Raw genomic sequence first — 26,220 nt, forward strand, 5'->3', positions numbered from 1 at the left:
CGCCGACCCCGGACGCGCGTCCAAGCCAGCTCCCACGGCAGCGTCCGTCCGCGCCGCGAACACCACGTCTCGACCCCGACCCCGCCGGCCAGCGCGAAGGCCGTGGCGGCGCTCGCGTATCCGCCGAAGCCGTTGTCCGGCGACTTGTAGCGCAGCTTCACCGTGTGCGTCCCGGCCGGCACCGACACCGCGACCAGGCCCTGGTCGGCCGGCACCAGCCGGGCCGCCTTGCCGTCCACGGTGGCCGACCAGCCGACCTGGTCGGAGTCCGCCACCACCAGGTACCCGGGAGCCGTCGTGTTCACCTGCGCGCCGACCGAGTCCAGGCCGTCGGTGGTCACCGTTACGGCACCGCCGTCGACGATCCCCGAAGTGGCCGCGACCGCTGCCGCCGGCGTCCCGGCCGGAGGCGAGCCGACCGCCCCGGCACCGGTGGCACCGGCCACGCCGGCAGCACCCGCGACACCAGCAGCACCGGAAGCATCAGCGACACCCGCGACGCCAGCAGCCGAAGACGAAGCCGCCCCCGCCGGCGTCCCGGAATCAGACCCCTGCGCCGACAACACGTTCGGCGCCGACAGCGCCGACCCGCTGTTCAAGACCACCGTCGAAGCGTCCAACATCCCCGAAGCCAGCAAGCTCACCCGCGACGTGGCATCCGCGACCACCACCGAAGAGTCGGCCCACCGGATCCGCGGCATCGCGTTCAGCCGCTGGTAGATCACCGAAGACCCGGCGTACACCAGCTTCAGCCCGTCCCCGGGGTCCGTCACCGTCGCCAGCGACGGCGCCCCGGCCAGCGCCTGCACCGCCAGCGGCGTCGCCTTCGTCGAGTGCAGCGTGATCGTCGCGGTCCGCGTGCCGTCCTGCGCCGGGGAGTCCAGCGGTATCGGCACGTCGAACTCGACCCCGGTCTGGATCCCCTGGGTCAGCCGCTTCGAGGTCACCGTGCCGGAGTCGTCCGCGACCGAGACCTCGATCCATTCGTCGTCCGAGTTCGGCGCGTAGGCGAACACGTCGTCGGAGGACGTCGGCACCAGGCCCAGCGCCCGGACGTCGTCGCCGACCGGCAGCTGCACCGTGACCGGCACGTTCGGCTGCAGCACCGCCTCGGAGCCGTCGGTCGTCGCCGCGTGCAGAGTCCCGAAGACCTGCTCGTTCGGCGCGGCGGTGAAGTAGGCGACGCCCAGCCGGTCCAGGATCGGGCTGGTGGCCTGCGCCTCGTCCGGTTCGAAGGACAGCCGGGTCGGCCCGGGCACCGGGTCCCCCGGCACGCCGCGCACCAGGGTCGCGAACGCCGAGTTCAGGAACGCGTGCCCGTTCAGCGCGCGCAGCCCGTAGACCGAGTCGGTGCCGAGCACCGACGCGTCGGCCGTGGCGGCGTATCGCGAGTGGCCCAGGTTCGCGGCCAGGAACTCCTGGGTGTCCGTGACCGGGTAGAAAGTCGACTTATCGGCACTCGGTGTGAACCGCCCGATGAACGAGGTCCCCTCGGCGGCGACCATCGCCAGCACCCCGCACGCCGCGAGCACCCGCACCACGCCCAGCCGCCGGAGCGTCCCGCCGAACCAGGACACCAGCCACAGCAGCGCGACCAGCAGCACCGCGGCCGCGATCAGGACCAGCCCGCGGTGGATCTCCGTGCTGTAGGTGGAGACGGCGACCTGGGTGGCCGTCGTGGGATCGGACCCGTTGTACCCCTTGGACCCGTCCGTGACCGCGACCTTGTGCCCCTCGGACAGCAGCGCCCGGCCCTCCAGCACCACCGCCAGCAGCACCGCCCCGGACCAGGCCGGCGCGGCCCAGCGGGCCAGGCCCGGGCGCCCCGGGATCCGCGGCATCTGAGATATCCGCGACATCCGCGAAACGATCCACTGCGCGAACCGACCGCGCTCGGCGGCCGGCGCCGCGACGAACTCCGACCGCTTGCGCAGCACCACCTCGAACCCGACCGCCGCCAGGCACGCCACCAGCAGCCCGGACACGCACCGCGCCCGGCCGATGAAGTTCGCCCCGAACAGCGACCTGAGCACCGGCACGTGCTGCCCGGCCGTCAGCAGGAAGCCGCCGTGGTAGATCAGCAGCATCCACAGCACGGTGGCCGCCACGAAGAACACCCACACGCCGCGCGGGAGCAGCATCCGGCCGCGCCGGATCGCCATCACCCCGGCCACGGCCAGCACCAACACCGCCGCGCCGACGTAGCCGAGCGCCTCGACCGCGTTCGGGTCCAGGTAGAACAGCTGCTGGCCGTTGGAGGCCACGCCGCCGAACGCCCACGGCGCGAACGACGTCAGGAACGTCAGCGGGTCCAGGTGGTCGGCGCCGTTCTGCGCACGCCCCTCGATCAGCCACGACGAGTAGAACTTCGCGAACGGCAGCACCTGGAACAAAGCCAGCCCGATGCCGGCCCCGACTCCCGCCGCGAGCCCGGCCAACTGGCCGGGTTTACGGGTCCGCACCAGCGCGTAGACCCCGACCGTGAGCAGCGAATAGCCCTCCACCGAGGGGAAGCCGCCGAGCAGCAGACAGGCGATCGCCACAGCCAGGATCGCCATGTCGCGGAAGCGCCGCTGCTGGATGAACCGCTCGACCGCCCAGAACACCAGCGGCACGAAGGCGCCGACCCGGGTCTGCGGCCAGCCCTGCCAGGCCACCATGTAGGCGCCGGACACGTACGCCATCCCGCCGACCAGCGCGGCCGGCGGCGACAGCTTCAGCCGGCGCAGGAACAGATAGAGCCCGGTCAGCCCGACGACCACCTCGGCCAGCCGCTCGTACGCCGGGGCCAGCCAGGACGGCAGCACGTAGTAGGGCGCCGTGACCGGGGAGGCCAGCGCGTTGTTGGTGATGCCGCCCAGCGGGGTCCCGCCGACGATGTACGGGTCCCAGGCCGAGGGCTTCCCGGACTTCACACCCTTGGCGAACAGGTCCTCGGCCGGGATCTCCGAGGTGTAGATGTCCGACTGCATCAGGTTCTTGCTCTGCGAGGCGCCGTAGCCGGCGTTCGCGTACTCGCCGTAGCGCATCATGTAGTCGGTGTCGGCCAGCACGGTGCGCCCCGCCAGCTGCGAGGCGATGCCGCCGACCGCCAGGTACAGCGCAGCCAGCACGGCCGCGGCGGTCACCGCCCGCGCGACCCAGACGTTCCCGCTCACTCCGGCCGGGACCGCACGATGAGGTCGGCGAGCAACGCCATCGAAGCGATGATCAACCCCGACAGCAGCAACAACGCCGTGTTCTGCGCGAACCGGAACGGATGCACCGCCAGGTCGAACACCGCCTTCACCACGCCGATGCCCACCAACCACAACGCCGGCGGCATCAACACCTTCAACGGATTGAAATACATCACCATCCGCAACACCTGAAGGATGTACCGGTACGCATCCGTCACAAACCGGAACTTCGACTTCCCCGCCCGCTTCGCATAATCAATCGGCACATACACCACAGGATGCTGATTCGACATGAACGCCAACGTGATCGTCGTCACACACGAAAACCCAGGCGGCAACAGACGCAGATACGGCAACGCCACCTCACGCCGCATCGCCCGCAAACCAGAGTTCAAATCCGGAATCTTCTGATTCGTCAACTTCTCAGCGATCTTCCGGATCACCCACTTCGCCGGGATCCGCAACAACCGATGCGACCCCATCTCCGCCCTACGCGCCCCCACCACCTGATCGATGTCCGCATCGAAATCAAGCATCTCCACCAACTCGGGGATCCGCTCATTCGGATACGACATATCCGCATCCGTCCACACCACGATCTCACCCCGGGCCATCTTCGACCCGATCCGCCGCACCGTCCCGGCCCCACCGTTCCGGTTGAACGCCACCACCTTCACCGACGGATACTCGATCTCAGCCTTCCGTAACACCTCCAACGTCCCATCCGTGGAGGCGTCATCGATCGCAAGCACCTCATAGGGGTACCCCGTGGCATCCAACGCCGCGCAGATCCGCTGAATCTCCAGCAGAACATGCGCCTCCTCGTTGAAACACGGCAGAACCACACTGACATGGGGAGGAAGCTGCTCGGGCTCCAAGGATCCAGCCCCTTTCATCAGGCATGGTGCGGACTCGTCTCGAGTAGGGAGATCAGTCTCCGCGAGGACTCTTAGAGTTTCGTGAAGCTCGTCAAACCGAAGTAAAGAACGCGTCAGGGCCCTCGAAACCGGATACCCGGTTTCGAGGGCCCTGATCACTCCGCGTCCTCAGCTGGTCAACGGCCTCTTCCGGCCAGCACGTCAACCGCTACGGAACGTCTGTTCGTCGTCACTTCAGGCGATCACAGCTCGACGGTCGCACCCTTGGCGGCCGAGTCCAGCGCGGCCTCGGCGACCCGCACGACCTGCAGGCCCTGGCGCATGCTGACCACGCGCTCGCGGCCGCCGTCGACGTCCAGGACCGCGTCCCGGAACGCCTCCAGCTCGGTGCGCAGGGGCTCGGGCTTCGGGATGGCGAAGCGCACCATGTCGCCCTCGGATACTCCGCGGAAGGCTTGCATCGCCTCCCAGGTGGGGATCGTCGGGGCCGATGCGTTCGCGTAGAACGTCAGATCGGCGGCCAGCGTGTCGGCGACGAAGCAGCCCTTCTCGCCGGTGACGATGGTGACCCGCTCCTTCATCGGCGAGAGCCAGTTCACCAGGTGGTTGACCACGGTGCCGTCGGCCAGCCGGCCGGTCATCGCGATCAGGTCCTCGTGCTCGCGGCCCGAGCGGTACGCGGTGTGGGCCGAGATCGAGGTGTAGGGCTGCCGGGTCACCCAGGCCGTGGAGTCGATGTCGTGGGTGGCCAGGTCCTTCACCACGCCGACGTCGGCGATCCGGTTCGGGAACGGGCCCTGGCGCCGGGTCACGACCTGGAAGACCTCGCCGAGCTCTCCGTGCTCCAGCCGCTTGCGCAGGTTCTGCAGCGAGGGGTTGAAGCGCTCGATGTGGCCGACCGCGCCGACCAGGCCGGCCCGCTCGAAGGTCTCGGCGAGCTGGGTCGCGGACTTCACATCCGGCGCTAAAGGCTTCTCGATCAGGGTGTGCACGCCGGCCTCGGCCAGCGCCAGGCCGATCTCGGTGTGGTAGACCGTGGGCACCGCGACCACCGCGAAGTCGATGCCCGCGGCGATCAGCTCCTCGACGTTCCCCAGCACCTCGCGGCCGTTGGCCACGCCGTGCGCGTCGCCGCCGGGGTCGGCGACGGCGACCAGCTCCACGCCGTCCAGCGAGCCCAGCACCCGGGCGTGGTGCCGGCCCATCATGCCCAGGCCGATCAGGCCCGCGCGCAGCTTCGTGCCGTTCACGGCGTTCTTTCCAGAAGCGGTGCTCACAGCGCGTTCACCCCGGCCACGATCCGCTCCAGCTCGTCCTGGGTCAGGGTCGGCATGACCGGGAGCGACAGCGCCTCGGCCGCCGCCTTCTCGGTCTCGACCAGCTCGCCGGCGACGCGCGAGGCGACGTCGGGGCGCTGGAAGGACGGCAGCCGGTGGATCGGGATCGGGTAGTACATGCCGGTCCCGATGCCGCGCTCCTTCAGGCGCTCGGCCAGACCGTCGCGACCGCCCTCGACTTCGTCGGTGACCCGGATCGTGTACTGGTGGTACACGTGCTCCGCCCCGGCCACGACCGGCGGGACGCCGACGCCCTGCAGGTGCGCGTCGAAGTAGCGCGCGTTCTCCTGGCGCTGCTTGGTCCAGGCGGCCAGCTTGGTCAGCTGCACGCGGCCGACCGCGGCGTGCACGCTGGACAGCCGGTTGTTCAGGCCGATGACCTCGTTCTTGTACCGCTCCTCCATGCCCTGGTTGCGCAGCAGGCGGACCTGGCGCGCGACCTCGGCGTCGGGGGTGACGACGATGCCGCCCTCGATGGAGTGGATGTTCTTGGTCGGGTACAGGCTGATGCACGCGGCGTCGCCGAAGGTGCTGATCGCCTTGCCGTCCAGCGTCGCGCCGACGGCCTGCGCCGAGTCCTCGATGACCAACAGGTCGTGCTTGCGCGCGATCTCCATGATCGGGCCCATCGCCGCCGGGTGCCCGTACAGGTGCACCGGCATGATCGCCACGGTCCGGTCGGTGATCGCGGCCTCGATCGCCGCCGGGTCGACGTTGAACGAATCCCGCTCGATGTCCACGAACACCGGCACCGCGCCGACGATCGCCACCGAGTTCGCGGTCGCCGCGAAGGAGAACGAGGGCATGATCACCTCGTCGCCCGGCTTGACGCCCAGCGCCAGCACCGACAGGTGCAGCGCCGAAGTGCCGGAGTTCACGGCCACGCAGTGCAGGCCGTCGACCAGCGCCGAGAACTCCTGCTCGAAGGCCTCGACCTCGGGGCCGGCGGCGACCTGGCCGGTCCGCATGACGCGCACCACGGCCTCGATCTCGTCCTCGCCGGTCACCGGCCGGGCCGGGGGAATGAACGGGAGCGTCATGCCTTCTCCTTCAGAACACCGTCGATCTCTACGTACTCAGAGCCGTCTTTGGGGCACACGAACAGACCGTCGCCGCGGTCCTCCAACGGCTCGCCGGCCTTGCCGACCCAGCGCAGGCGCTTGGCGGGGACGCCTGCGACCAGCGCGAAGTCCGGGACGTCCTTGGACACCACGGAGCCGGCCGCGACCAGGGCCCAGCGGCCGATGGTCACCGGGGCGATGCACACCGAGCGGGCGCCGACCGAGGCGCCCTCGCGCAGCGTGACGCCGACCGGGGTCCAGTCGTGGGCGGACTTGGGGGTGCCGTCGGCGTTCACCGCGCGCGGGTAGTGGTCGTTGGTCAGGACCACCGCCGGGCCGATGAAGACCCCGGGCTCCAGCACCGCCGGCTCGTAGACCAGCGCGTGGTTCTGGATCTTGCAGTTGTCGCCGACCGGCACGTCCGGGCCGATGTAGGCGCCGCGGCCGATCACCACGTTGCGGCCGACCCGCGCGCCCTCGCGCACCTGGGCCAGGTGCCAGACACTGGTGCCCTCGCCGATCTCGGCGCGGTCGTCCACGTCGGCGCTGGGCAGGATCCGCACGCCTTCCCGGCTACCCTGCTTTTGTTCAGTCACTCTCGGTTCTCCGGGATCAGTCGCGCGGCGCCGGGTCGCGGCCCGCTGGACCGTGGGCGCGGCGGCCCACTATGGCTTTAGAGCGTCAGTGCTTGACCGTGCTTGACCGTGCTTGACCAGCCCGCGGATCTCCTCCGCGAGCTTGTCGTACGGCGAGGCCCCGGTGAGGTGCTCCGCCGCCCACTTGCGGGCGTTGTGGCGCGCCTGTTCGAGCTCGTCGTAGTGCTCCGACCACCGCCGCAGCGTAGCCGACGCGGCGGCGGGGTCCGCCACCACCTCGCCCGCACCGGAGGCGGAGATCAGCTCGGCCATCCGCGGCAGCGGTGTCGCCACCACCGCCAGCCCGACGGCCAGGTACTCGTACAGCTTGCTCGGCACCGCCTCGCGGAAGGCCGGGGTGTCGTCCAGGAGCACGAGCCCGGCCCACGCCCCGTCGGCCAGCGCCCAGGCCTTCTGAGGGTCCAGACGCCCGTGGAACCTGATCCGGTTGCGCACCTGCTCGCTGGAGGTCGCGTGCCAGGTGTCGAGCCAGGCCTGGTCGCCGGGCTGCACCGGGCCGACCACGTCGAGCTCCCAGGTGTAGGTGCCCTCCACCGCGGCCAGCATCGCCTGCAGGCCGCGCGAGCGCCGCACGTCGCCGATGTAGATGGCGCGCGGGGCGGAGTGGTCCGGCTCGCCCGCGGCCGGCAGGAAGGAGAAGTCCGGGAGGTTCTTCACCACCAGGCGGTTGCGGCCCTTCATCGGCGGCACGTGGTCGTCGGCGACCACCGTGATGTTCGCGCGCTTGGTCCAGAACGTGCAGATCCGGACCGCGAAGGTGGCCGCGCTCTTCTTCCAGGAGGCGCGGGCCCAGGCCCGGTCCTTGAGCAGCTTCAGGTAGTCCTCGTGGACGTCGGCCACGACCTTGCGGCCCTTGAACCAGCGGGCCAGCGTGGCACCCGGGACCATGTCCGGGTCGACGGTCAGCAGGACCTTGCCGCGGGCCTTGAACGGCAGCGTCAGGTCCGCCTTGAGGCGCTTCTTCGCCGAGCGGGAGCCGAGGGTGCGCACCAGGCAGTCGGCGGGGCCGGCCTCGGGGAGCCCGAGACCGACCACTTCGACGCCCAGGCCGGCCCGGCGCAGCGCGGCGGCCAGGCGGTGCAGCCGCGCGTCCGCCACGTCGTGCCCGCCGGTGATGATCGACACGTCAATACTGCTGCTGTTACTGCTGCGGTCAGCGGCCATGCCTTGCTCAGACGTCCTCTCCGATGGCCTTCTGCAGCGCTTCCTTGGTCTTCTCGGCCTTGGCCGCGAGCGCCTCGTCCTCCAGGGCCTCCTTGGCCTCGGCGGCGGCCTTCTTGGCGTCGGCCGCCTCGCGGTCCCTGCGCTGCTGCTCGATGTAGGCGTCGATGACCTCGTCGGGGTCGCCGCTCTGCACCAGGTTGCCGTGGTCCATCCAGATGCAGTGGTTGGACATGTGGCGGACCGTCTCCAGGCCGTGCGAGACCAGCACGATGGTGCGGGCGTTCTCGCACAGCTCCAGCATCTTCTCGGTGGCCTTCTCCTTGAACCGCGCGTCACCGGCGGACAGGGCCTCGTCCACGAGCAGGATGTCCGGGTCCATGTGCACGCCGACCGCGAAGGCCACACGCGCGTACATGCCCGAGGAGTACGTCTTCATCGCCCGGTCGATCGCGCCCTCCGAGAGCGTGTCGAGGTCGGCGAAGTCGATGATCGCGTCCTCCTTCTCGCGGATCTGGTCCTTGGACCAGCCCTGCGCCAGCCCGCCCAGGACGATGTTCTCCCGGCCGGTGAGGTTCTGGTTGAAGCCGACGCCCAGGGCCAGCAGCGTGGACACCCGGCCGCGCACCTCGACGCGACCCTGCGTGGGGGGCAGGATCCCGGAGAGCGCGCGCAGCAGGGTGGACTTGCCGGCGCCGTTGTGGCCGATGACGCCCAGCACGGTGCCGTGCGGCACCTCGAAGGAGACGCCGTTGACCGCCTTGATGACCTTCTGCTCGACCTTCTGGCGCTTGGCCTTGCGGATCAGCGCGGCCTTCAGGGTCGGGTTGGCCTCGGCCTTGGTGCGGTAGTACAGGTGGAGGTTCTCGACCTTGATGGCCAGGCGGGGCTCCAGCTGCTTGTCGACGAGCTTGGCCGCCGGCTGCTCGGCCGGCGCCGGGGTGGCCTCGGCGGACTTGGCGGACTTGGCGGACTCGGCGGACTCGGCAGACTTGGCGGTGTCCACGGTCTCGACGGTTTCAGAGGCGGACAGCGAACTCACGCTCCCTCGACATGAAGTACCAGGCGCCGACGACCAGCGCGATGGTGGCGACGACAGCGCCGACCAGGAGCTCGGTCATCTGCGGGTTGTAGGAGGCGGCGGCGTAGTAGTGGCCGTTGATGGTCCCGCCCTTCCAGAACGGCCGCGGCCCGTCGCCGACCAACGCGGTGTTCCAGGAGTTGATGATCGGCGAGAACGGGTCCCACTTGTAGACGGCCTCGATCACGTGCGGCAGCTTGCCGGCCGCGACCTCGGACTTCACGTAGGACAGCGAGAACAGCACCGGGGTGATGTACATCCAGATGCGCAGCACATAGGGCAGCAGCGTGGACATGTCGCGGAAGTACAGCGTCACGGCCGCGAACAGCAGCCCCAGCCCGAAGCTGAACACCGTCTGGATGATGAAGATCGGGATGATCCACAGGATCCCGACCGCCACCGAGTGGTGCACGCCGATGTAGAAGCACGCGTACACCAACAGCGTCGGGAAGTACGTCAGCATCGCCGTGAACGTCGTCGACAGCGGCAGCAGCATCTTCGGGAACGACATGTTGATGATCATCTTGCCGCCGCCGGTGATCGAGCTGGCGGCGAACTGGATGACGTTGCGCGTGTAGAAGAACGCGAACAAGCCCGTCAGCAGCCCGACGAAGTGGTTCATCGCGCTGGTGCCGGCACCGCTCTGCCCGCCCAGCACGCTGGTCAGCAGGAAGTACACCAGCGCCAGCAGCATCGGGTTCAGCACCAGCCAGAACTGGCCGAAGAAGCTGTCGAAGTGCTGGCCCTTCAAGGTCGAGGACGCCATGTGGGTGGCGAACTGACGCCGGGCCCAAACGTCCCGGAAGTACGGTCCCAACTTGGGCAGCGCGTATCGGTAGGGCTCGAAGACGTGAACCTGCTCGGTCGCGCGCGGAGGTTCGGGGGTCTTCGTCCGGGTCTCCTCCACGGATCCCGTCTCACTGGTGGCGGTCGCCACTCTCACACTCCACTTGCTTTAGGTTGCACCTGTTTGGGGGGTCAGGGTCGTGCTGTAGATCGGTCACACTATCGGGCAACGCTTTGCGGTCCGCCGAATGTCCCCGTGGTTACACCCTAAGCGTTCGGCTCATCCGTCTCACCGAACGCCCGGACCCCCGTCCGCGGTTCCGGCTCCCGCCCGAGCAGTCGCGCGTAGACCCCGCCCAACACCTCGGCCTGGCCCTCCCAGGAGTTGGCCGCCAGCAGGTCGTCAGTGTAGCGGGACGCGTAGGCGGGCCGGTCGGCGAGAACCTTGGCGACCGCCTGAGCGTACTCGTGGGCGTCCTCGGCGGTGAAGACCTCGCCGTTGCCCAGCTCCCGGGTGAAGTCGGCCATGGCCTGCACGTCGGAGACCACGATCGGCAGCTTGGCGTGCATGTACTCGTAGTACTTCGTGATCAGCGCCACCTCGTGGTTCGGGGTGTGCAGGATCGGGATCACGCCGATGTCCGCGGAGGCCAGGTACTGCGGGACCAGGTGCGGTGCGACGTAGCCGACCATGTGCAGTCGGTCGGCGACCCCGAGGTCCTCGGCCTGCTTCTGCAGCGCCCGGGTGAACTCGGTGTCGGCGCCGCGGACCACGGCCACGTGCACGTCCGGCAGCTCCGGCAGGCCGGCCACCATCGTCGCGATGCCGCGCATCGGCGAGACCGCGCCGGAGTAGACGAGCAGGGGGACGTCGTCGGCCAGACCGCAGGCCTTGCGCAGGCTCGGCGCCTCGGCGGAGTCCGTATTGCCCGATTCATCGCGCTCGTCGCCAGGTTCGTCGCCGGGCACGTGCAGCATCGGGGCGTTGGCGACGACACCGGGCGTCTCGGTGAGGTGGTAGCGCTCCTGCAACCACTGCCCGAGCAGCGGGGAGACGGTGATCACCGCGTCGGCCTTGCGGACGTACTCGCCCTCCAGGCCGACGTAGGCCAGCCGGCGCTGCTCGGGCATCGAGACCCCGGCCACGAACTCGTGGGCGTCGTAGAGCACCTTCGGCCGCTTGCCCTTGCGCCCCAGCTTGTCGGCGACCCGCACCGCGATGCCGGGGGTGTGCATGTCGTGGGCGTGGATCAGGTCCGGCTCGAACTCCTCGATCAGCGCCGACCAGCTCGACTCCAGCCACAGCAGGTGCCGGGCCGTGCGCCGCCAGTCGCCGTCGCGGAAGTAGACCTTCCAGAGCACCTCCTTGGCGCGATGCTTCACGCTGCCGTCGCCGGTGCCGGGCTCCTTGATGCGCTGGACGATGCGGCGCCGCGCCTTGTAGTCCAGCGACGACGCGAACGACAGCGCGCGGAACGGCATCAGCCGCAGGCTCGGCGCTCCGTCGTCCTTCAGCGGCCACTGCGCGATCTGCCACTTGTTGTGCAGTCCGGTGCGGACGACCTGCGCCGCGCCGATGTAGGCCGGATCCGATGGACGCCCCTTGCGGTTCGGCTCGTAGCCGAGCAGGAGGACGTCGTAGCCGGCCTCCGCGGCGCTGTACGCGGCTTTCTGCACCCGCGAGTCCAGACGGACGTCGTTGGCGACGAGCATCGCGATTCGGGGACGGCGGTCGTTTGTCACATGGGAATGCTAGTGGGGCGGCGCCCCGGGGCGGGAAAGCCGCCACCGTGCCGGACGGGTGACCCCGGCTATCCGCGGGTCGCGGGCGTCTCCCGCGGCACGTAGACCTCGATCCACGACCCGGCTGTGAATCGTGCCGCGAGTCGGTAACGGCTCATGAGCGCGCGGTAGGCGGCCGCCTCGGCCGGGTGGTGCGCGGGATCGGCGAGGAAGCGGCCGGCGGCGTGCTCGGTGAGGATGAGCGCCCGGGCCCGGACGCCCGGCCGGTCGGCCGCGAAGGTGAGCGGCACGAGGTGGTAGCGCGCGGGGTCGAGCCACGGGCCGTAGCTCTCCACGGCGACCGGCGCGTGCCCGGGGACGTGCGCGGCGACCCACCCCGCGGCCTGGACGCGCGAGTGCTCGTCGAGCCGGGGGTAGAGGCGGACGGCGGAGGCGAGCGGGATGAACGCCGCGGTCACGATCACAGCCACGGCCGCGGCGCCGACGGCCCGTCGTCGCATCCAGGGGACGACGGCCGGGACGACCGCGGGGACGGCCACGCCGGCGAGGACGGCGAGCGCCGGGGTCAGCGGGACGAGATTGCGGTCGAAGCGGACCGTCATCACGGCCAGGAGAAGGAACTGCGGAATCACATAAGCGAGGGCGATGATCAATGTCCTGCGAATGATCTCGGTCGCCCGGAACAGCGCGACGAGCGCCACCGCGACGGCGGCCAATAGCAATGGTTGATCACGGAAGAGGGCGCCCAGGTAGTAGCCGGGTGCGCCGCCCTGCGCACCGACGTGGCCGTCTTGATAATGGACGGCTTCCGATCTCACGCCGTCCAGAACGGCGATGGGATGCGTGAGGATCCCCGGTGTGGTCAGCGCGAACACCGCGGCCGCGACGGCGGCGGCTTCCGCGATCCGGATCACCGGCTTGTCGCGCCGGGGATTCAATACATAGGCGACAACTACCGGAAGCGCTGCGACGGCCAGGTATTTGGCGCCTAATGCGATGCCCACGCCGAGACCACAGAGGAGGTCTGCATAGCGCGCGTCGCGGAGAACCCGGGTAGCGCCGTACAAGGTAAGCGCTACAGCGAGCCCGGCATATACGTCCGGGGTCGCGTAAACACTGTTGGCTGTCGCTAAGGGGGAAACCGCTACGGTCGCCGCAGCGACTGCGGCAGCGATACGTCCCCATCGTTCCGGGAGCTCTGCCGCCTTCAGTACTTCCCGCACGGCGGCCCACACCAGTAGACAGGTAGCCACAGCAGCCAGGACTCCGACGAACCGGATCGTCACGATGAACGCGCGGGAGTCCGTGTGTGCCACGCCGAGGTTCTCGATGCGCATCGCGCCATGCGTCGGTACGTGGATCCCTACCGCGCGGAAGGCGGTCGTCACTCCGGCGATGACCTCATAGAGGAGTCCCGGGTAGCGGTAGGTGTGCGCGTTGAGCATTCCGTCCGACGCCATGCGCAGCCCGACGGAGATGTTCAGCGGCTCGTCCGAGTTGCCCACTCCCGGCAGCGCGGCCATCACCAACGGCACCCGCAGCGCCAGGGCGAGCATGGCCACCGCCGCCGCCAGGGGGTCGATCCTCCGCAACGCCATTCGCATGTCGGGTCAACGATCGACCGGGGCAGTCGGAAACGCGCGAGTAGTCACATATGGGTTGAGAACGTATAAGAGGTGCGCTCCATGTATAAGAGGTGCGCCCCGCTGAGAGTTTCAGTGGGGCACACCTCCTACAACCGGGTGCCGGTCCGACCGCACACTCAGTTGCGCAACGGGCTCCGGCTGTCCTCGAGGTCGTCGAGCCCGCCCAGGAGCTCGTACCCGTACGGGCCCTCGACCCAGTCCACACTCCAGTCCTCCAGCATCGGCGAGGTGGTCAGGGCGCGCCGCACCAACGCGGTCGCGGTGTCGCGGACCGAGTACGGAACGTCCGGATCGGACGCGAGGTACAGACCGGCCACGAGGCGGGCCGGGAAGACGCCGGCTTCGTCGACGACCACATGGGCGTGCTCCAGGGCGCGGGGGGAGTCGCCGGAGACCGCCTGCAGGGCGTAGCGGAGGGTCGCCGCGGCCAGACCGCGGTCTCCCGCGAAACCGGCCCGCTGCACTGCCACCATGATCAGATCCATGATGATCTTCCTTCCTGTCAGGATTCGGTCAGGACCAGCACGAGAGGCAGCCGGGCATGCCGGCTGCGACGGGGCCTGCCTGCTGGACCACGGGCGCGGAGGCGCTGAGCGGCGCTATCAGCAAGACAGTGACAACAGCCAAGCCTGCGAGGACATGCTTGAATCGAGACACGGTGCTTCCGTTTCTGTGGGGTGGATTTGTGGGGCCCGCACAGCTGTGGGGGTCGGGCCCGGTACGCCGAGGAGCGGGCGCTGGTCTGAGTCTCATGCGTGGCGGCCGGTGCGGGGAACGGTGCGGACCCGTCCGCCTTAGGCCAGGCCGGTCCCGGCCACGCCCCTGTATCCGGAATGGTGCGGTATCCCCCTTGATCGCCAAGGTTCCTGCTGCGAGCATGGGTCCGGCGCCGAGGCCGGATGTATGCGAAGGGGGTGTGCCGTGCTTGGTTCGCTAGGACTGGATCCGCTAGCGCAAGCGGTCTACAGCGCGATGCTCGCCGACCCCTCAGTAGGTGTCCGCGAGTTGACCACACGGTTGGGACAGGACGAGGACCAGATCAGGGATACCCTGGACCGCCTGGTCGAGCTGGCCCTGCTGCGACCGTCGCGAGAGCGTTCCGGAGAGCTGTATCCGGTCTCGCTCGTCACCGGGATGCAGTTACTGGTGCAGCGGCAGGAGGCGGAGCTGGCCGCCGGCCGCGACGCGGTGGCGGCGGGCCGGGCGGCGGTCGCCGAGCGCGAGCCCGCCGAGCGGCTGATAGGCCTGGACGCGGTGCAGTCCGAACTGGACCAGCTCCTGGCCGGCGCCACCATCGAAGTGCTGTCCATGGTGCCCGGCAACGCCATCTCGGCGGCCTCCCTGTCCGCCGCCCGCCCCACCGACGACGATGTGGCCCGGCGCATCCCCTCGCGCGTCCTGTACCACTCCTCGACCCGCCAGGACCCGGTCACCATCGCCTACGGCCGATGGCTGGCCGAGCGGGGCACCGAGATCCGGCTCTCCCCCGCCGTGACCCGCCGGCTGCTCATCGTCGACGGTCGCACCGCGGTCGTCCCGATAGAGCCCGACGAGCCCGGCATCGGCGCCCTGTGCGTGCGCGAGCCCGGACTGGTCGACCAACTCACCGCCCTGTTCGAACTGATCTGGACCGACGCGGTCCCGCTGGGCATGCCCTCCAAATCGGATTCCTCCGCCGGCCTGTCCCCCACCGACAACCACCTCCTGCGCCTGCTCGCCGACGGCCTCACCGACGAAGCCGCCGCCAAGCGCCTGGGCATCTCGGCCCGCACGGTGCGGCGCATCATGGCCGATCTGATGGTGCGGCTCGGGGCCGAGAGCCGTTTCGAGGCGGGGGTCGAGGCCGCTCGGCGTGGGTGGCTCTGAGGATTGGCGCTCCTGCTTTATGTGTGGGTGCGGGTGGCGGGTGGGTGTGGCGGGTGCGTTTGGTCTGTGGGTTTTAAGAGCTTTTTACGGCTTCGCGAATGGTTGGATGGCCTCGCGGCTCGACAACTCACCGCCTGCCGCCAACACGACACCCGCGACCGCCCGAACCGACGCGCGATCGTGCACAAACAGCGCCTGAGAATTCCGGTCAGCAGGTTGCGACTTCCGTAACCGCGCGGATACAGCGCATGAGCGGACGTGAGACGTCCGCCGCGCTCACATAGAGTTGGCGCGACGCGGCGTCGCTTCGGGGGCGCGTGGCGGGATTCGACGGGATTCGACCAGACGGAGTCATCATGCACGTAGTCGTCGCCGGCCAGGGGTACGTGGGCCTGCCGCTTGCGATCCGCGCGGCCGAGGTGGGGCACCGGGTCGTGGGCTACGACGTGGATCCGCACCGGGTGAAGCAGCTGGCGGCCGGCGAGTCGTACGTCGAGGACGTCGCCTCGGAGCGGATCCGGGCCGTGCTGGACTCCGGTGCCTACTCCGTCACCTCCGATGCCGCCGCGCTGGCCGGGTTCGACCTGGCCGTCATCACCGTGCCGACGCCGCTGCGGGACGGCGTGCCGGACCTGAGCTACATCGAGTCCTGCTCCCGCACGCTCGGCGCGCATCTGCGCCCCGGGGCGACCGTGGTGCTGGAGTCCACGACCTATCCGGGCACCACCGAGGAGCTGATGGTGCCGATCCTGGAGGAGCTCTCCGGGCTGGCCGCGGGTCGCGACTTCCACGCCGGCTTCAGCCCCGAGCGCATCGACCCGGGGAACCAGAACTGGCCGTTCGAGAAGACCCCGAAGGTGGTCTCCGGCGTCGACGCGGACTCGCTGGCCGTGATCAAGGGCTTCTACGACGACCTGGTCGAGACCACGGTCCCGGTCTCCGGGCCGAAGGAGGCCGAGCTCGCCAAGCTCATCGAGAACACCTTCCGGCACGTCAACATCGCGCTGGTGAACGAGATAGCGATGTTCGCCAAGGCGCTGGACGTGGACGTCTGGGAGGCGATCGGCGCCGCGGCGTCCAAGCCCTTCGGCTTCATGAAGTTCACCCCCGGCCCCGGCGTCGGCGGGCACTGCCTGCCGATCGACCCGTCGTTCCTGTCCTGGAAGGTGGAGCGCACGGTCGGCGTCCCGTTCCGCTTCGTGGAGCTGGCGAACGACGTGAACAACCACATGCCGGACTACGTCGTGCGGCGCCTGATGGAGGGCCTGAACACGCGCCGGCAGACGGTCAACGGCTCGCGCGTGCTGTTGCTGGGCCTGGCGTACAAGCCGAACACCTCCGACGCCCGCGAGTCGCCCTCGACCCGGGTCGCCGAGCTGCTGCTGAACCTGGGCGCGCAGGTGCGCGGGGCCGACCCGCACGTGGTCGACGACATCCACGCCGACGCCCGGCTGGTGCGGGTGGAGGCCGGCGCCGAGGAGATCGCCGCGGCCGACGCGGTGGTGCTTCTGGCCGACCACGCAGAGTTCGATTACGACCTCGTAGCGAAGCACGCGAAATATGTCCTCGACTGCCGGAACCGGATGGCGGGCCCGAACGTCGAAGTGTTGTAGGACGCGCGACCGCGCCGGCGTTGTGGGGCGCTGAACCGGTCGCCGTGACACGGGTCGAGGCCCGGCTTCCCCAGTGGGGTGGGGGGCCGGGCCTCGACGCGTTTTCCGTTGTCCGGCCTGCGTTTTGGCTGGTGCGTGGCGCCTGGCGGTCAACGCCTCACTTGGCGGCGGCCAGACGCTGCACGGCTGTGTACGCGATCTGCCGCACCCACGTGTCACCGCCCGGGATCGGCTGGTCCGCCGACGCACCGCCGGCCAGCACGTCGAAAGTGATCACCTTGGCCCCGACCCGGATGGCGACGGTGACACCGCCCTGTTCCCCGGCCCAGTGCTTGATCCAGGCCTGGTCGCCGAGACCGGACAGCGGCTCGGACTTGGCCTTCGTCTGCTGCGTGGACTGGTCGTAGGCGGCGAGGCCGGTCTGCGCCGCCGAGGCGTCGGCGAAGGTGTAGGCGCCCTCGTTGACCAGGAACTCGCCGTCGCCACCGGACACCGTGCCGCGGAAGCACATCCCGGCGACCGCCGTGGCCCCGATGATCTGGGTCCCGCCCGACTGCCACGCGTCCTGGGGGCTCGCCCCGAAGGAAGGTCCGAGGTCCGCCGGGGCGAACAGGAAGCCGTCCACCGGCTGCGAGACCGGGAGCGGACCGGCCGAGGGCACGGGCTCGTGCCCCGAGCCGCCGGTCGACGGGTATGTCGGCCGGGTGCCCGCCGGCACCGGCTCCGGGGCGTCGGTCCGCGGCGCGTTCCGCACCCGGTCCGCAGCCTTCTGCGACATGGCGGTCAGCCAGTCGGCGGACACCGCCTTCACCGCCTCGGCCGATCCGGGCAGGAGCTCGTTCACGACGATGACCTGTCCCTCCAGGACGACGGCGGTGACAAGCATGGTCGGGCCCCCGTAAACCTTCTGCGTGAACATCCCGTCCCCGACGCCGCCGACGTCCTGGGCCGCCGACACCGATCCGGCCCGCACCCGGCATCCTCCGGACTGCGCGGCGGACCGGGCCTGGGCGAAGGCCGCCTTCGCCATGGCCGCGTCTGAGAACTGGTACAGATACTCGTTGTCTATGAGCCCGTTCCCGCCCGAAACGCTGTGGGTGAAGGCCCCCTGGACCGCGGGTCCGACGACGGCGACCGGCGTGATCTGCGCACAGGGCAGACCCCTGAACGGCCCGGCCGTGCCGAAGATCCCCGCGGCGGTGTAGCCGGTGCCCAGGTCGGCGGGCTGCATCAGGGCGTCGCTCAGCTTCACGTACTTGCCGGGCCCGGCCGTGGTGGACCGGCTGGTGGAGGCTGCGCCCGGGGCGGATCCCGATCCCCCGGTGGCCAACCCCGCGCTCGTCGCGGCGACCGCCACCGCCACCACCGCGACGCCCGCCACCGACGACGCGGCCACCCGCCGGCGCCGCCGCTGTCCGCGCCGACGCACGGTCGCGCCGGGGCCCGCGTAGCCGGCCCAGGCCCGGCCGTCCAGGACCTCGGCCAGGACGCCGCGGAAGCCGTCGTTCATCTCGTCGCCGATGGTGCTGACATCGCTGATATTGCCGACGCCGCCGATGTTGCCGACGCCGCCGACGTTCGTCTCGTCGCCGTTGTTCATCTCGTCCCTCATCTCAGGCATGCGTCATCTCCCAGCCCTCGGTCCCGGCCGTGTCGGCCAGCAGCCCGGCGAGCGCCACCCGCCCCCGGGCCAGCCGGGCCTTGACCGTGCCCTGCGGTATCTCCAGCGCCTCGGCGACCTCGGCCACCCGCAGGCCGCCGAGGTAGTACAGGACCAGCGCGGCGCGCATGCCCTTGGGCAGCACCGCCAGCGCGAGATCGCCAGCCGGTAGGCGGTGGTCTTGACCCAGCCCACCGGGTCGCCGCCGTCCCGGGTCAGCCGGTCCCACCGGGTCCAGGCCCGGGCGTAGGCCTCCTGGACGCAGTCCTGGGCCTCCGGCAGGTCGCCGATGACCAGGTACAGCTGGCCGATCAGGCGTGGCGCGGTGGCCGCGTAGACCTCGTCGAAATCACTCGGCGACGCCAAGTGCCGCTCCCCTCGGTGCGATCTTCGGACGGCCACGGCGCTCCGTACCCGCCCCCGGTTCCGAGCACTGCACGCGCTCGGCCCGAATCGGGTTGCATCGGCACGTGTTCTAGAGTTGCCGGGTCAAGCAGCGGAACGAGTACGGACGGCGGCAGCCTTGAGGATCATCTGCGTGGCGGGGGCCCGCCCCAACTACATGAAGATCAAGCCGGTCATGGACGCGCTGGAGGCGCGCGGGGCCGAGGTGGTGCTGGTGCACACCGGCCAGCACTACGACGAGGCGATGAACGACGTCTTCTTCCGCGACCTCGGCATCCGCCCCCCGGACCGCTACCTGGGTGCCGGATCCGGCAGCCAGGCCGAGCAGACCGCGCGCATCATGCTGGCCTTCGAGCCGGTGGTGGCCGAGCTGGCGCCGGACGCGGTCGTGGTGGTCGGCGACGTGACCTCCACCGTGGCCTGCGGCCTGGTCGCGGCCAAGGCCGGGACGCTGCTGGCGCACGTCGAGGCGGGCCTGCGCAGCCGCGACTGGTCGATGCCCGAGGAGGTCAACCGGGTCGTCGTGGACCGGCTGTCGGACTACCTGCTGGCGCCGTCCCCGGACGCCGTGGACAACCTGCGCGCCGAGGGCTACCGCGAGGACCAGGTGCACCTGGTCGGCAACGTCATGATCGACACCCTGTTCGCCAACCGCGACCGCGCCCTGGCCTCCGGCGCCCTGGAGCAGCTGGGCCTGACCCCCGGCGGCTACGGCCTGGTGACCCTGCACCGCCCGGCGAACGTCGACTCCCCCGAGGCGCTGGCGCCCCTGGTCGGCGCCCTGACGAAGGTCGCCGGGGAACTGCCGCTGATCCTGCCGGCCCACCCCCGCGCCGCGGCGGCCCTGCGCGACCTGGTCGCCACCGACCGCATCCGCCTGATCCCCCCGGCCGGCTACCTGGACTTCGTGGCGCTGCAGGCCGGGGCCCGCATCGTGCTGACCGACAGCGGCGGCGTGCAGGAGGAGACGACGGCCCTCGGCGTCCCGTGCGTGACGCTGCGCGACAACACCGAGCGCCCGATCACGGTGAGCGAGGGCACGAACATCCTGGCCGGGCTCGACCCGGCGCGCATCGTCGAGATCGCGCAGCGGGTGCTGGCCGACCCGCCGGCGCCCCGGCGGCCGGAGCTGTGGGACGGGCGCGCCGGGGAGCGGATCGCTGAGGTGCTGCTGAGCGGCGGGAGTGCGGCTACGCGGCTGCGGCCGACGGATCTGGCGGGGTAGGGCGCTCCGGGCATTACATACGACCGGAGATGAATCGCCCCTTTTAAGATATGTTTACGGCATGCCACTGACATAGCAGAGGCGCCAGCTCAGCCCCGACCGGTCACCTCGCGGTACAGGTCGAGCATCGTCTCGGCCTGTCCTTCCCACGAGTACTGACGCAGCGTCTCCTCGCTGTAAGCCTTCGTATACGCGGCCGGGTCCTTGAGCACCTTGCGCGCCGCCTCGACGAACGACTTCACGTCGCCGGCGGTGTAGACCTCGCCGTTGCCCAGCTCGCGGGTCAGCTGCGAGGTGGCCTTGACGTCGCTGGCGACCACCGGGAGCCCGGCACTGATGTAGGACCAGAACTTGGTGGTGATGGTGAGCTCGTGCAGCGGGATGTGGAGCAGGGTGTCGATGCCGATCGTCGCCGAGCGCAGGTACGCGGTCAGCTCCTCGCTGGGGACGTAGTCCAGGAGGTGGAAGCGGTCTGAGACGCCCAGCTGCTGCGCCATCGCCACCAGTTCGGCCACGTAGCCGTCGCGGCGGCCGACCAGCAGGGCGGCGTGCACGCCGTCGAGCTCCGGCAGCGCCTCGACCACGGTCTGCAGGCCGCGGACCTTGGTCACGCTGCCCGGGTGCACCAGCAGCGGGACGTCGCCGGCCAGGCCCAGGGCGCCGCGCACGCCGGGCACGTCGTCGCCGGAGGCGGCCAGGTCGGCCAGCGCCGGCATGTTCTTCACCAGCACCGGGGCCTGGCGGCCGGGGAACTTCGCCAGGCCGTGGAACTCGATCATGGCCTCGGCGTAGCCCTCGATCGGGCTCATCACGGCGTCGGCCAGCGGCAGGTACTTGGCCTCCTGGGCGGCCATCGCCGGGGCCCAGGTCGGGTTGTCGCGGGTGTCGCCGGCGAAGAACTCGTGGGCGTCGTATATGACCTTCACGGTGCGGCCCTTGGCCTTGGCGCGGGCCGCCGCGCGCACCGCGACGCCCAGCATCTCGGCGTCGTTGGCGTGTATCAGGTCCGGCTCCAGCTCGTCGGCGGCGCGGCCGAAGGAGTCCTCGAAGTCGACCAGGCGCGGCTGGGCGTTCCACACCGCGCCCTCGCCGCCGCGGCGGACGCGCAGCTTCTCCAGCGAGGTGCTCGGCGAGTCCTGCACGACGTTGTAGTTGTGGTCCAGGGACTGCTTGCGGGCCGAGATCCAGTAGCCGGCGGCCTTCACGCCCAGCGACTTGGCCGCCAGCACCGCCTCGTCGACCAGCTTGGCCGCCGGGTTCAGGCCGTCGGCGGACCGGCGGGACAGCAGCTCGCGCTCGACCGCCAGGTTGGACTGGCGGATGCGCTGGCGCTGGTGCTTGACCTTGCCGAGCTCGACCGTGGAGTACGCGATCAGACCGCTGACACCGCTGCGGCGCGGGTGGTAGGTGCGGTACTTCGTGGCCGCCATGCTCTCGGCCGGGCGCAGGACCGTCACCTCGCCGAGCTTGGACTCCTCGCGTTTGCCGCTGCGCGAGCGGCCGACCAGGTAGGTTTCCCAGCCGGCCTCCGCCGCCGAGCGGGCCTCTTTCTGGACGCGGGAGTCCCCGTCTATGAAGTTCCCGACCAGCATGACAACGCGTGGGCGCACAACAACGCGGCGCTGGTCGGGAGTGGTCACTGTTCCTCCGGGGGCAGGTGTGGACTGGCTCGGATTCTAGCAACGGTAAATATGACCTTCACCCCGACAGCGATATGGCAGGGATGCAGGGATACGGCGGGGATGTGTCCTCAGCCGCGCAGCCACGGCTCCAGCGCCGCGGCGGACTTGCGGCCGTCGTGGTACTCGCGGACGAACGCCCGGCCGGTCGCGGCCACGGCGCGGGCCTTGTCGCGGTCGGCGAGCACGCCCTCGATGACCTCGGCCAGGGAGTCCGGGTCGGCCTGGATCGTCGGGATCTCGGCCGGGACCCGGTCGCGCACCCGCTGGTCGATGTTCGCGATGCTCACCCGGCCGGCGGCCATCGCCTGGCAGGTCATCACGCCGTAGTTGCCGATCACGAAGTGGTCCAGCACGATGTCCGCGTCCTGCACCACGCCGACCAGCTCGGCCTGCGGGATGTGCTCCAGCCGCCGGTACTCGATCAGGCCGCGGGACTCCAGGTCGCGCAGCGTCGGCTCGATCAGGTCCGAGCCCTTCATGAACGGCCGCGACGGCGCGTGCACGACCACCGGGACCTCGCGCTCCAGCGGCGTGCGCGTCCCCTCGGTCCACTGCTCCAGGTCCACGACGACCGGCAGCCAGGTGGCGCGCGGGACGTCGTCGATCAGGTCCGGGGTGGAGACGAACACCGGGCCGTCGAACTCCTCGACCCACTTGGCCATCTCGGCGGTCTTGCCCCGCAGCACCTCGGTGAGCTTCTGATCCTCCTCGCTGACCGGCGCGCGGAACGGCGAGAACTTGTAGAGCTCGGTGTGCCGGTCGGGCGAGCGGATGTCGGAGCCGTGGAACAGCAGCGCGGTCCGGATGCCGGCTCGGCGCAGCTCGGGCAGGTCGTCGGCGAGCTGGCCGCCGTTGAGCCGGCCCAGGACCGCCAGGCCGCTCTCGGACAGGACGTGGGTGACGGTGTCCAGGGTGTCGGCGACCCGGCCCAGGCCCCACAGCGGGTCGACCCAGTCCTTGTCCTCGGCCTTGATGTCGGAGCCGTAGGCGAAGGCGTAGCTCTTCTTCTGGAGGTTGCGGGCCGCGATCCCGGCGTGCTCCCGCACGGCGACGGCCCAGGCGTGGCCCATGCCGGCGTTGTTGTTGGAGCCGATGAGCAGCGAGGTCTGCGGGCTCTTGGCGGCCGCGGCCTGCTGGTCCCTGCCGGGCGCCGCGGCGGCGCGGCCGAGCTTGGCCACGGCCTTCTCGGCGGTCTTGTCGCAGGCCACGACGACGTCGGGGGCGAAGGCGTCGAGGTACGGGCCGATCTCGGCGGCGACGTCGGCGGCGGACCAGGTGGCGGCCGGGTTGCCCAGGGCCTTGCCGCGGGCGTTGCGCGTGGTCAGGACGGCCTTGCGGCCGAGCTTGCCGATGGCGCCGGAGGCGGAGTCGAAGGAGGTCCCGACCCGGACCTCGACGACGTGCACGCCGCCGCGCGACGGATCCGGCTTCCGCTTGCCGAACGCCGGCGTGAGGAACAGGACGCTGTACCCGGTGGCGAGGAGCCGGTCGGCCTCGGCGCGCGCGGCCGTGGCGGCGGCCGCCGGGGCCGCGGAGACGACGGCGGCGCGGCTGCGCGCGGCGGCGGGCTGGTCCTGCTCAGGCATGGCTCGGCGGCTTTCTGGTGGGGCGGGCTGGGGCGCCGCGCCGGCTAACGGAGCAGCGCCGCCACGTTAGCCGATTCGGGTGAGGCGGGTGGGGTGGACCGCCGGTCTGCGGGCGGTGCGGATGCCGGAGGCTCACGGACGGGCTAGCGGCGGCACACCGCAGCCAGCAAGCACGCAGCCCGCGCAGGAACCAGCAGCCTCGCACGGCACCGCCCAGCACCGCCCGCAGCAGCCGGTCGGCTCGCTGCTAGCCGCGGGCGCCGCTCTCGGCCGCCTCGGCGGGATCCGGGCGCGAGGCCGGTACTCGACCGCCGCCACCCCCATCGCTCTCGCCGTCGTCCTCGCCGCGGTCGTCTCCCGCGCCCCCCGCGCCGCCCGGCTCCGGTCGCAGCCCGCTCACCCGCTCGTACACCTCCAGCAGCGCCGGCACCTGCCCCTCCCAGCTGTGCGCCGCCAGCATCTCGTCCGTGTAGACCGCCGCGTACCGCTCCCGCTCGGCCGCGACTTTGCGCACCGCCGTCGCCAGGCCGTCCGCGTCGTCGACCTCGAACACCTCGCCGTTGCGCAGCCGGCGGGTCAGCTCGCCGGCCGCCTTCACGTCGCTGACCACCACCGGCAGGCGGGCGCCGATGTAGGACCAGTACTTGGTCGTGATCGTCAGCTCCTGGGTGGGGATGCGGCGCAGCGTGTCGACGCCCGCCGTCGCCGAGGCGATGAAGTCGGTGAGCTCCTCGACCGGCACGTAGTCCAGCACGTGGAACCGCTCCGCCACGCCCAGCCGCGCCGCCAGCTCGGCGAGCTCCGCGACGTGCCCTGCTCGGGAGCCGACGAGCAGCGCCAGGTGCGCCTCCGGCAGCTGCGGCAGGGCGCGCACCGCGGTGTCCAGGCCGCGGATCGGCGTCACCGAGCCCGGATACACCAGCAGCGTCGCCTCCGGCCCCAGCCCCAGCCGCCCGCGCACGCCCGGACCCCGGCCGCCGGGCACGCTGAACGTCGCGGCTTCCGGCATGTTCCGCACCACCGTGGGCCGCACCGCGAGGCCGTGGTGCTCGACCAGCTTGTCGGCGAAGTTGTCGACGGCGGTCACCACCGCGTCGGCCATCGGGATGTACTTCGCCTCCTGAGCCGTTATCACCGGCGCCCAGGTGACGTCCTCCGGCCGGATGTCGCCGGCGGTGTACTCGTGCGAGTCGTAGACCACCGCGACCCGCCGCCCGGCGGCCCGCGCCCGCACCGCCGCGCGCACCGCGACGCCGAGCATCTCGGCGTCGTTGGCGTGCAGCACGTCCGGCGCCAGCTCGTCGGCCATCCGCCCGAACGAGTCCTCGAAGTCCGCCAGCCGGGGCTGCGCCGCCCACGCCGCCGCCTCACTGCCGCGCCGCACCAACAGCCGCTCCAGCGCACTGCTCGGCCCGCCACCGGCCGCCGCCGCGTAGTTGCGGTCGAAGGCGCCCTTGCGCACCGCGACCCACCGCCCTCGCAGCCGCACGCTCAGAACCCGAAGACCTAACACCAACCGCGTCCCCAGCACCTCAAGCGCACCGGCCCCGTCCGCGACCCGCCGCGCCAGCAACTCCCGATCAGCACCCAGATCCCGCTGCCGCAACCGCTGCCGCTGATGCCGCGTCCGACTGAGCTCCGCCGATCGGTAAGCGACCAGCCCCCGAAAGCCCCGCCGATGCGGATGCGAAGCGCGATACCGCGTGGCGGTCATGGTCTCGGCGGCGCGCACGACGGTCGCACCCCCCAGCGCGTACTCCTCCCGCCGCCCACTCGGCGACCGCCCGACCAGATACGTGTCCCAGCCTGCGGCGGCGGCGTACCGCGCCTCCTTCTGGACACGCGAGTCACCGTCCACGAAGTTGCCGACCAGCATGACGACGCGGGGTTTGTGGTCGCTCGGAGTCATCGTGCCATTGCATCATGGTGACGCGGGAAGGTTCGGGGACCGGCGCGCGGGTTGCCCAAGGCTTGCCAGGGAAGATGGTGATTACTCGTTCGAGCGGAGCTCATGGGCCGAACGGGTGAATTAGAGGAAAAGAAAGGGGCTGATCCCCGATGGGTTCACCGGATGATGGCAAGCGAACCGAAGGAGGTTTCGACTTGAACTCCATCATGCACGCCTCCGAACCGCTCACCACCAAAGAGTTCTTCGCCCTCGATGTGGACGAGAAGCTCAAGGTGGAACTCTTCGGAGGTGCACTGGCCGTGAGTCCATCATCAAAGCCCTGGCACGGCAGGGCCGCCAACCGCCTCGCACGAGTGCTGGAGGACACACTCGGCGACCAGTTCCCGGTGTTCACCGATCTCGACGTCATCATCGATGAGGAAACCGTGCCGCGCCCCGATGTGTTCATCATCGACGGCACCGCGTTCGGTCCCGACAAGGTCGCCGAAGCGCGTGATGTGGTGCTGGCGGTCGAAATCATGTCGCCGGGCTCAGTGTTGAACGATCGCCGAATCAAACCCTCGCTCTACCGCGACGCGGGCATTCCCTCGTGGCGCATCGAGCGCAGCGGTCAACAACTGGCGCTTTTCGAGATCCCGGTCCGTGGCGAAGAGCAGGTTCACCTCGGCCAGGTCATCCTCAAGGTCGCCGGCATCGATGTCCTCATCGACCTCGACGCGATCGCTCGTTACGCCTTCCGCTTATGA

General features: G+C 70.4%; 20 protein-coding genes and 1 pseudogene. 4 read left to right on the forward strand and 17 right to left on the reverse strand.

Annotation, left to right across the window (positions count from 1 at the left end; translation table 11 throughout):
* From GWK61_RS14615 to GWK61_RS14665, 11 genes are all read right to left on the reverse strand, one after another.
* Positions 1 to 3,158, reverse strand: a 3,158-nt coding sequence (locus tag GWK61_RS14615) for a glycosyltransferase family protein (RefSeq protein ID WP_194908902.1), incomplete at its 3' end; no start/stop codon positions are given.
* Positions 3,155 to 4,075, reverse strand: coding sequence for a glycosyltransferase family 2 protein (locus tag GWK61_RS14620; RefSeq protein ID WP_194908903.1), 921 nt, complete (start codon positions 4,073 to 4,075; stop codon positions 3,155 to 3,157). The genes GWK61_RS14620 and GWK61_RS14615, both read right to left, overlap by 4 nt.
* A gap of 224 nt (positions 4,076 to 4,299) precedes the next feature.
* Positions 4,300 to 5,307 carry a Gfo/Idh/MocA family oxidoreductase gene (locus GWK61_RS14625; RefSeq protein WP_438939768.1) on the reverse strand — a complete coding sequence of 336 codons (1,008 nt, stop codon included), beginning with the start codon at positions 5,305 to 5,307 and terminating at the stop codon, positions 4,300 to 4,302.
* Positions 5,308 to 5,330: 23 nt separating this feature from the next.
* On the reverse strand, positions 5,331 to 6,434 hold the full coding sequence (locus GWK61_RS14630) for a DegT/DnrJ/EryC1/StrS family aminotransferase (protein WP_194908904.1): 1,104 nt from the start codon (positions 6,432 to 6,434) through the stop codon (positions 5,331 to 5,333).
* Positions 6,431 to 7,051, reverse strand: a complete 621-nt coding sequence (locus GWK61_RS14635) for an acyltransferase (protein ID WP_194908905.1) — start codon at positions 7,049 to 7,051, stop codon at positions 6,431 to 6,433. Before GWK61_RS14635 ends, GWK61_RS14630 begins: the two co-directional genes overlap by 4 nt.
* Positions 7,052 to 7,120: 69 nt before the next feature.
* Entirely contained in the window at positions 7,121 to 8,275 is a 1,155-nt protein-coding gene (locus GWK61_RS14640; protein WP_194908906.1) for a glycosyltransferase, read from the reverse strand.
* A 7-nt stretch (positions 8,276 to 8,282) separates the two neighbouring features.
* On the reverse strand, positions 8,283 to 9,314 hold the full coding sequence (locus GWK61_RS14645) for an ABC transporter ATP-binding protein (RefSeq protein ID WP_194908907.1): 1,032 nt from the start codon (positions 9,312 to 9,314) through the stop codon (positions 8,283 to 8,285).
* A complete protein-coding gene (locus GWK61_RS14650) occupies positions 9,292 to 10,290 on the reverse strand; it encodes an ABC transporter permease (RefSeq protein WP_194908908.1) in 999 nt (332 codons plus the stop codon). Before GWK61_RS14650 ends, GWK61_RS14645 begins: the two co-directional genes overlap by 23 nt.
* Positions 10,291 to 10,406: 116 nt before the next feature.
* Entirely contained in the window at positions 10,407 to 11,882 is a 1,476-nt protein-coding gene (locus GWK61_RS14655; RefSeq protein WP_194908909.1) for a glycosyltransferase family 4 protein, read from the reverse strand.
* A gap of 68 nt (positions 11,883 to 11,950) precedes the next feature.
* The gene (locus GWK61_RS14660) at positions 11,951 to 13,486 is read right to left on the reverse strand and encodes a glycosyltransferase family 39 protein (protein ID WP_194908910.1); all 1,536 of its coding nucleotides are present in this window, start codon (positions 13,484 to 13,486) and stop codon (positions 11,951 to 11,953) included.
* 158 nt (positions 13,487 to 13,644) lie between these two features.
* Complete coding sequence (locus GWK61_RS14665) at positions 13,645 to 14,013, reverse strand: hypothetical protein (protein WP_194908911.1); 369 nt, start codon at positions 14,011 to 14,013, stop codon at positions 13,645 to 13,647.
* A 520-nt stretch (positions 14,014 to 14,533) separates the two neighbouring features.
* Between GWK61_RS14665 and GWK61_RS14670 the strand changes: the two genes are divergently transcribed.
* On the forward strand, positions 14,534 to 15,394 hold the full coding sequence (locus GWK61_RS14670) for a helix-turn-helix domain-containing protein (protein WP_228562330.1): 861 nt from the start codon (positions 14,534 to 14,536) through the stop codon (positions 15,392 to 15,394).
* Positions 15,395 to 15,750: 356 nt separating this feature from the next.
* A complete protein-coding gene (locus tag GWK61_RS14675) occupies positions 15,751 to 17,007 on the forward strand; it encodes a nucleotide sugar dehydrogenase (RefSeq protein ID WP_194908913.1) in 1,257 nt (418 codons plus the stop codon).
* Between the two features lie 157 nt (positions 17,008 to 17,164).
* On the opposite strand, the gene GWK61_RS14680 is transcribed toward GWK61_RS14675, so the two are convergent.
* The 3 genes and pseudogenes from GWK61_RS14680 to GWK61_RS61530 form a co-directional block, all read right to left on the reverse strand.
* Entirely contained in the window at positions 17,165 to 18,628 is a 1,464-nt protein-coding gene (locus GWK61_RS14680; protein ID WP_194908914.1) for a hypothetical protein, read from the reverse strand.
* The gene (locus GWK61_RS61525; RefSeq protein WP_267254264.1) at positions 18,621 to 18,797 is read right to left on the reverse strand and encodes an RNA polymerase sigma factor; all 177 of its coding nucleotides are present in this window, start codon (positions 18,795 to 18,797) and stop codon (positions 18,621 to 18,623) included. Before GWK61_RS61525 ends, GWK61_RS14680 begins: the two co-directional genes overlap by 8 nt.
* Positions 18,798 to 18,871: 74 nt before the next feature.
* A pseudogene (locus GWK61_RS61530) lies at positions 18,872 to 19,069 on the reverse strand (sigma factor); the annotation flags it as partial.
* Between the two features lie 79 nt (positions 19,070 to 19,148).
* On the opposite strand from GWK61_RS61530, the gene wecB reads away from it, so the two are divergent.
* Complete coding sequence (gene wecB, locus GWK61_RS14690; RefSeq protein WP_369125587.1) at positions 19,149 to 20,297, forward strand: non-hydrolyzing UDP-N-acetylglucosamine 2-epimerase; 1,149 nt, start codon at positions 19,149 to 19,151, stop codon at positions 20,295 to 20,297.
* Between the two features lie 89 nt (positions 20,298 to 20,386).
* On the opposite strand, the gene GWK61_RS14695 is transcribed toward wecB, so the two are convergent.
* From GWK61_RS14695 to GWK61_RS14705, 3 genes are all read right to left on the reverse strand, one after another.
* Positions 20,387 to 21,937 (reverse strand): glycosyltransferase family 4 protein, encoded by a 1,551-nt coding sequence (locus GWK61_RS14695; protein WP_194908916.1) that lies wholly within the window; start codon positions 21,935 to 21,937, stop codon positions 20,387 to 20,389.
* 110 nt (positions 21,938 to 22,047) lie between these two features.
* Positions 22,048 to 23,565, reverse strand: a complete 1,518-nt coding sequence (locus GWK61_RS14700; RefSeq protein WP_194908917.1) for a glycosyltransferase — start codon at positions 23,563 to 23,565, stop codon at positions 22,048 to 22,050.
* 247 nt (positions 23,566 to 23,812) lie between these two features.
* Positions 23,813 to 25,474, reverse strand: a complete 1,662-nt coding sequence (locus GWK61_RS14705; RefSeq protein WP_228562331.1) for a glycosyltransferase family 4 protein — start codon at positions 25,472 to 25,474, stop codon at positions 23,813 to 23,815.
* Between the two features lie 194 nt (positions 25,475 to 25,668).
* Here GWK61_RS14705 and GWK61_RS14710 point away from each other — a divergent pair, with 194 nt between their 5' ends.
* A complete protein-coding gene (locus tag GWK61_RS14710) occupies positions 25,669 to 26,220 on the forward strand; it encodes a Uma2 family endonuclease (protein ID WP_194908918.1) in 552 nt (183 codons plus the stop codon).

It is taken from the genome of Catenulispora rubra (assembly GCF_015356825.1).
Taxonomy (GTDB): domain Bacteria; phylum Actinomycetota; class Actinomycetes; order Streptomycetales; family Catenulisporaceae; genus Catenulispora; species Catenulispora rubra.

What these genes read in the sequence shown, in the direction of transcription:
- GWK61_RS14620 (WP_194908903.1), bottom strand. Translation starts at nt 4,075, where the DNA reads ATGAAAGGGGCTGGATCCTTGGAGCCCGAGCAGCTTCCTCCCCATGTC.
- GWK61_RS14630 (WP_194908904.1), bottom strand. Translation starts at nt 6,434, where the DNA reads ATGACGCTCCCGTTCATTCCCCCGGCCCGGCCGGTGACCGGCGAGGAC.
- GWK61_RS14640 (WP_194908906.1), bottom strand. Translation starts at nt 8,275, where the DNA reads ATGGCCGCTGACCGCAGCAGTAACAGCAGCAGTATTGACGTGTCGATC.
- GWK61_RS14660 (WP_194908910.1), bottom strand. Translation starts at nt 13,486, where the DNA reads ATGCGAATGGCGTTGCGGAGGATCGACCCCCTGGCGGCGGCGGTGGCC.
- GWK61_RS14665 (WP_194908911.1), bottom strand. Translation starts at nt 14,013, where the DNA reads ATGGATCTGATCATGGTGGCAGTGCAGCGGGCCGGTTTCGCGGGAGAC.
- GWK61_RS14675 (WP_194908913.1), top strand. Translation starts at nt 15,751, where the DNA reads ATGCACGTAGTCGTCGCCGGCCAGGGGTACGTGGGCCTGCCGCTTGCG.
- GWK61_RS14680 (WP_194908914.1), bottom strand. Translation starts at nt 18,628, where the DNA reads ATGCCTGAGATGAGGGACGAGATGAACAACGGCGACGAGACGAACGTC.
- GWK61_RS61525 (WP_267254264.1), bottom strand. Translation starts at nt 18,797, where the DNA reads ATGCGCGCCGCGCTGGTCCTGTACTACCTCGGCGGCCTGCGGGTGGCC.
- GWK61_RS14700 (WP_194908917.1), bottom strand. Translation starts at nt 23,565, where the DNA reads ATGCCTGAGCAGGACCAGCCCGCCGCCGCGCGCAGCCGCGCCGCCGTC.
- GWK61_RS14705 (WP_228562331.1), bottom strand. Translation starts at nt 25,474, where the DNA reads ATGACTCCGAGCGACCACAAACCCCGCGTCGTCATGCTGGTCGGCAAC.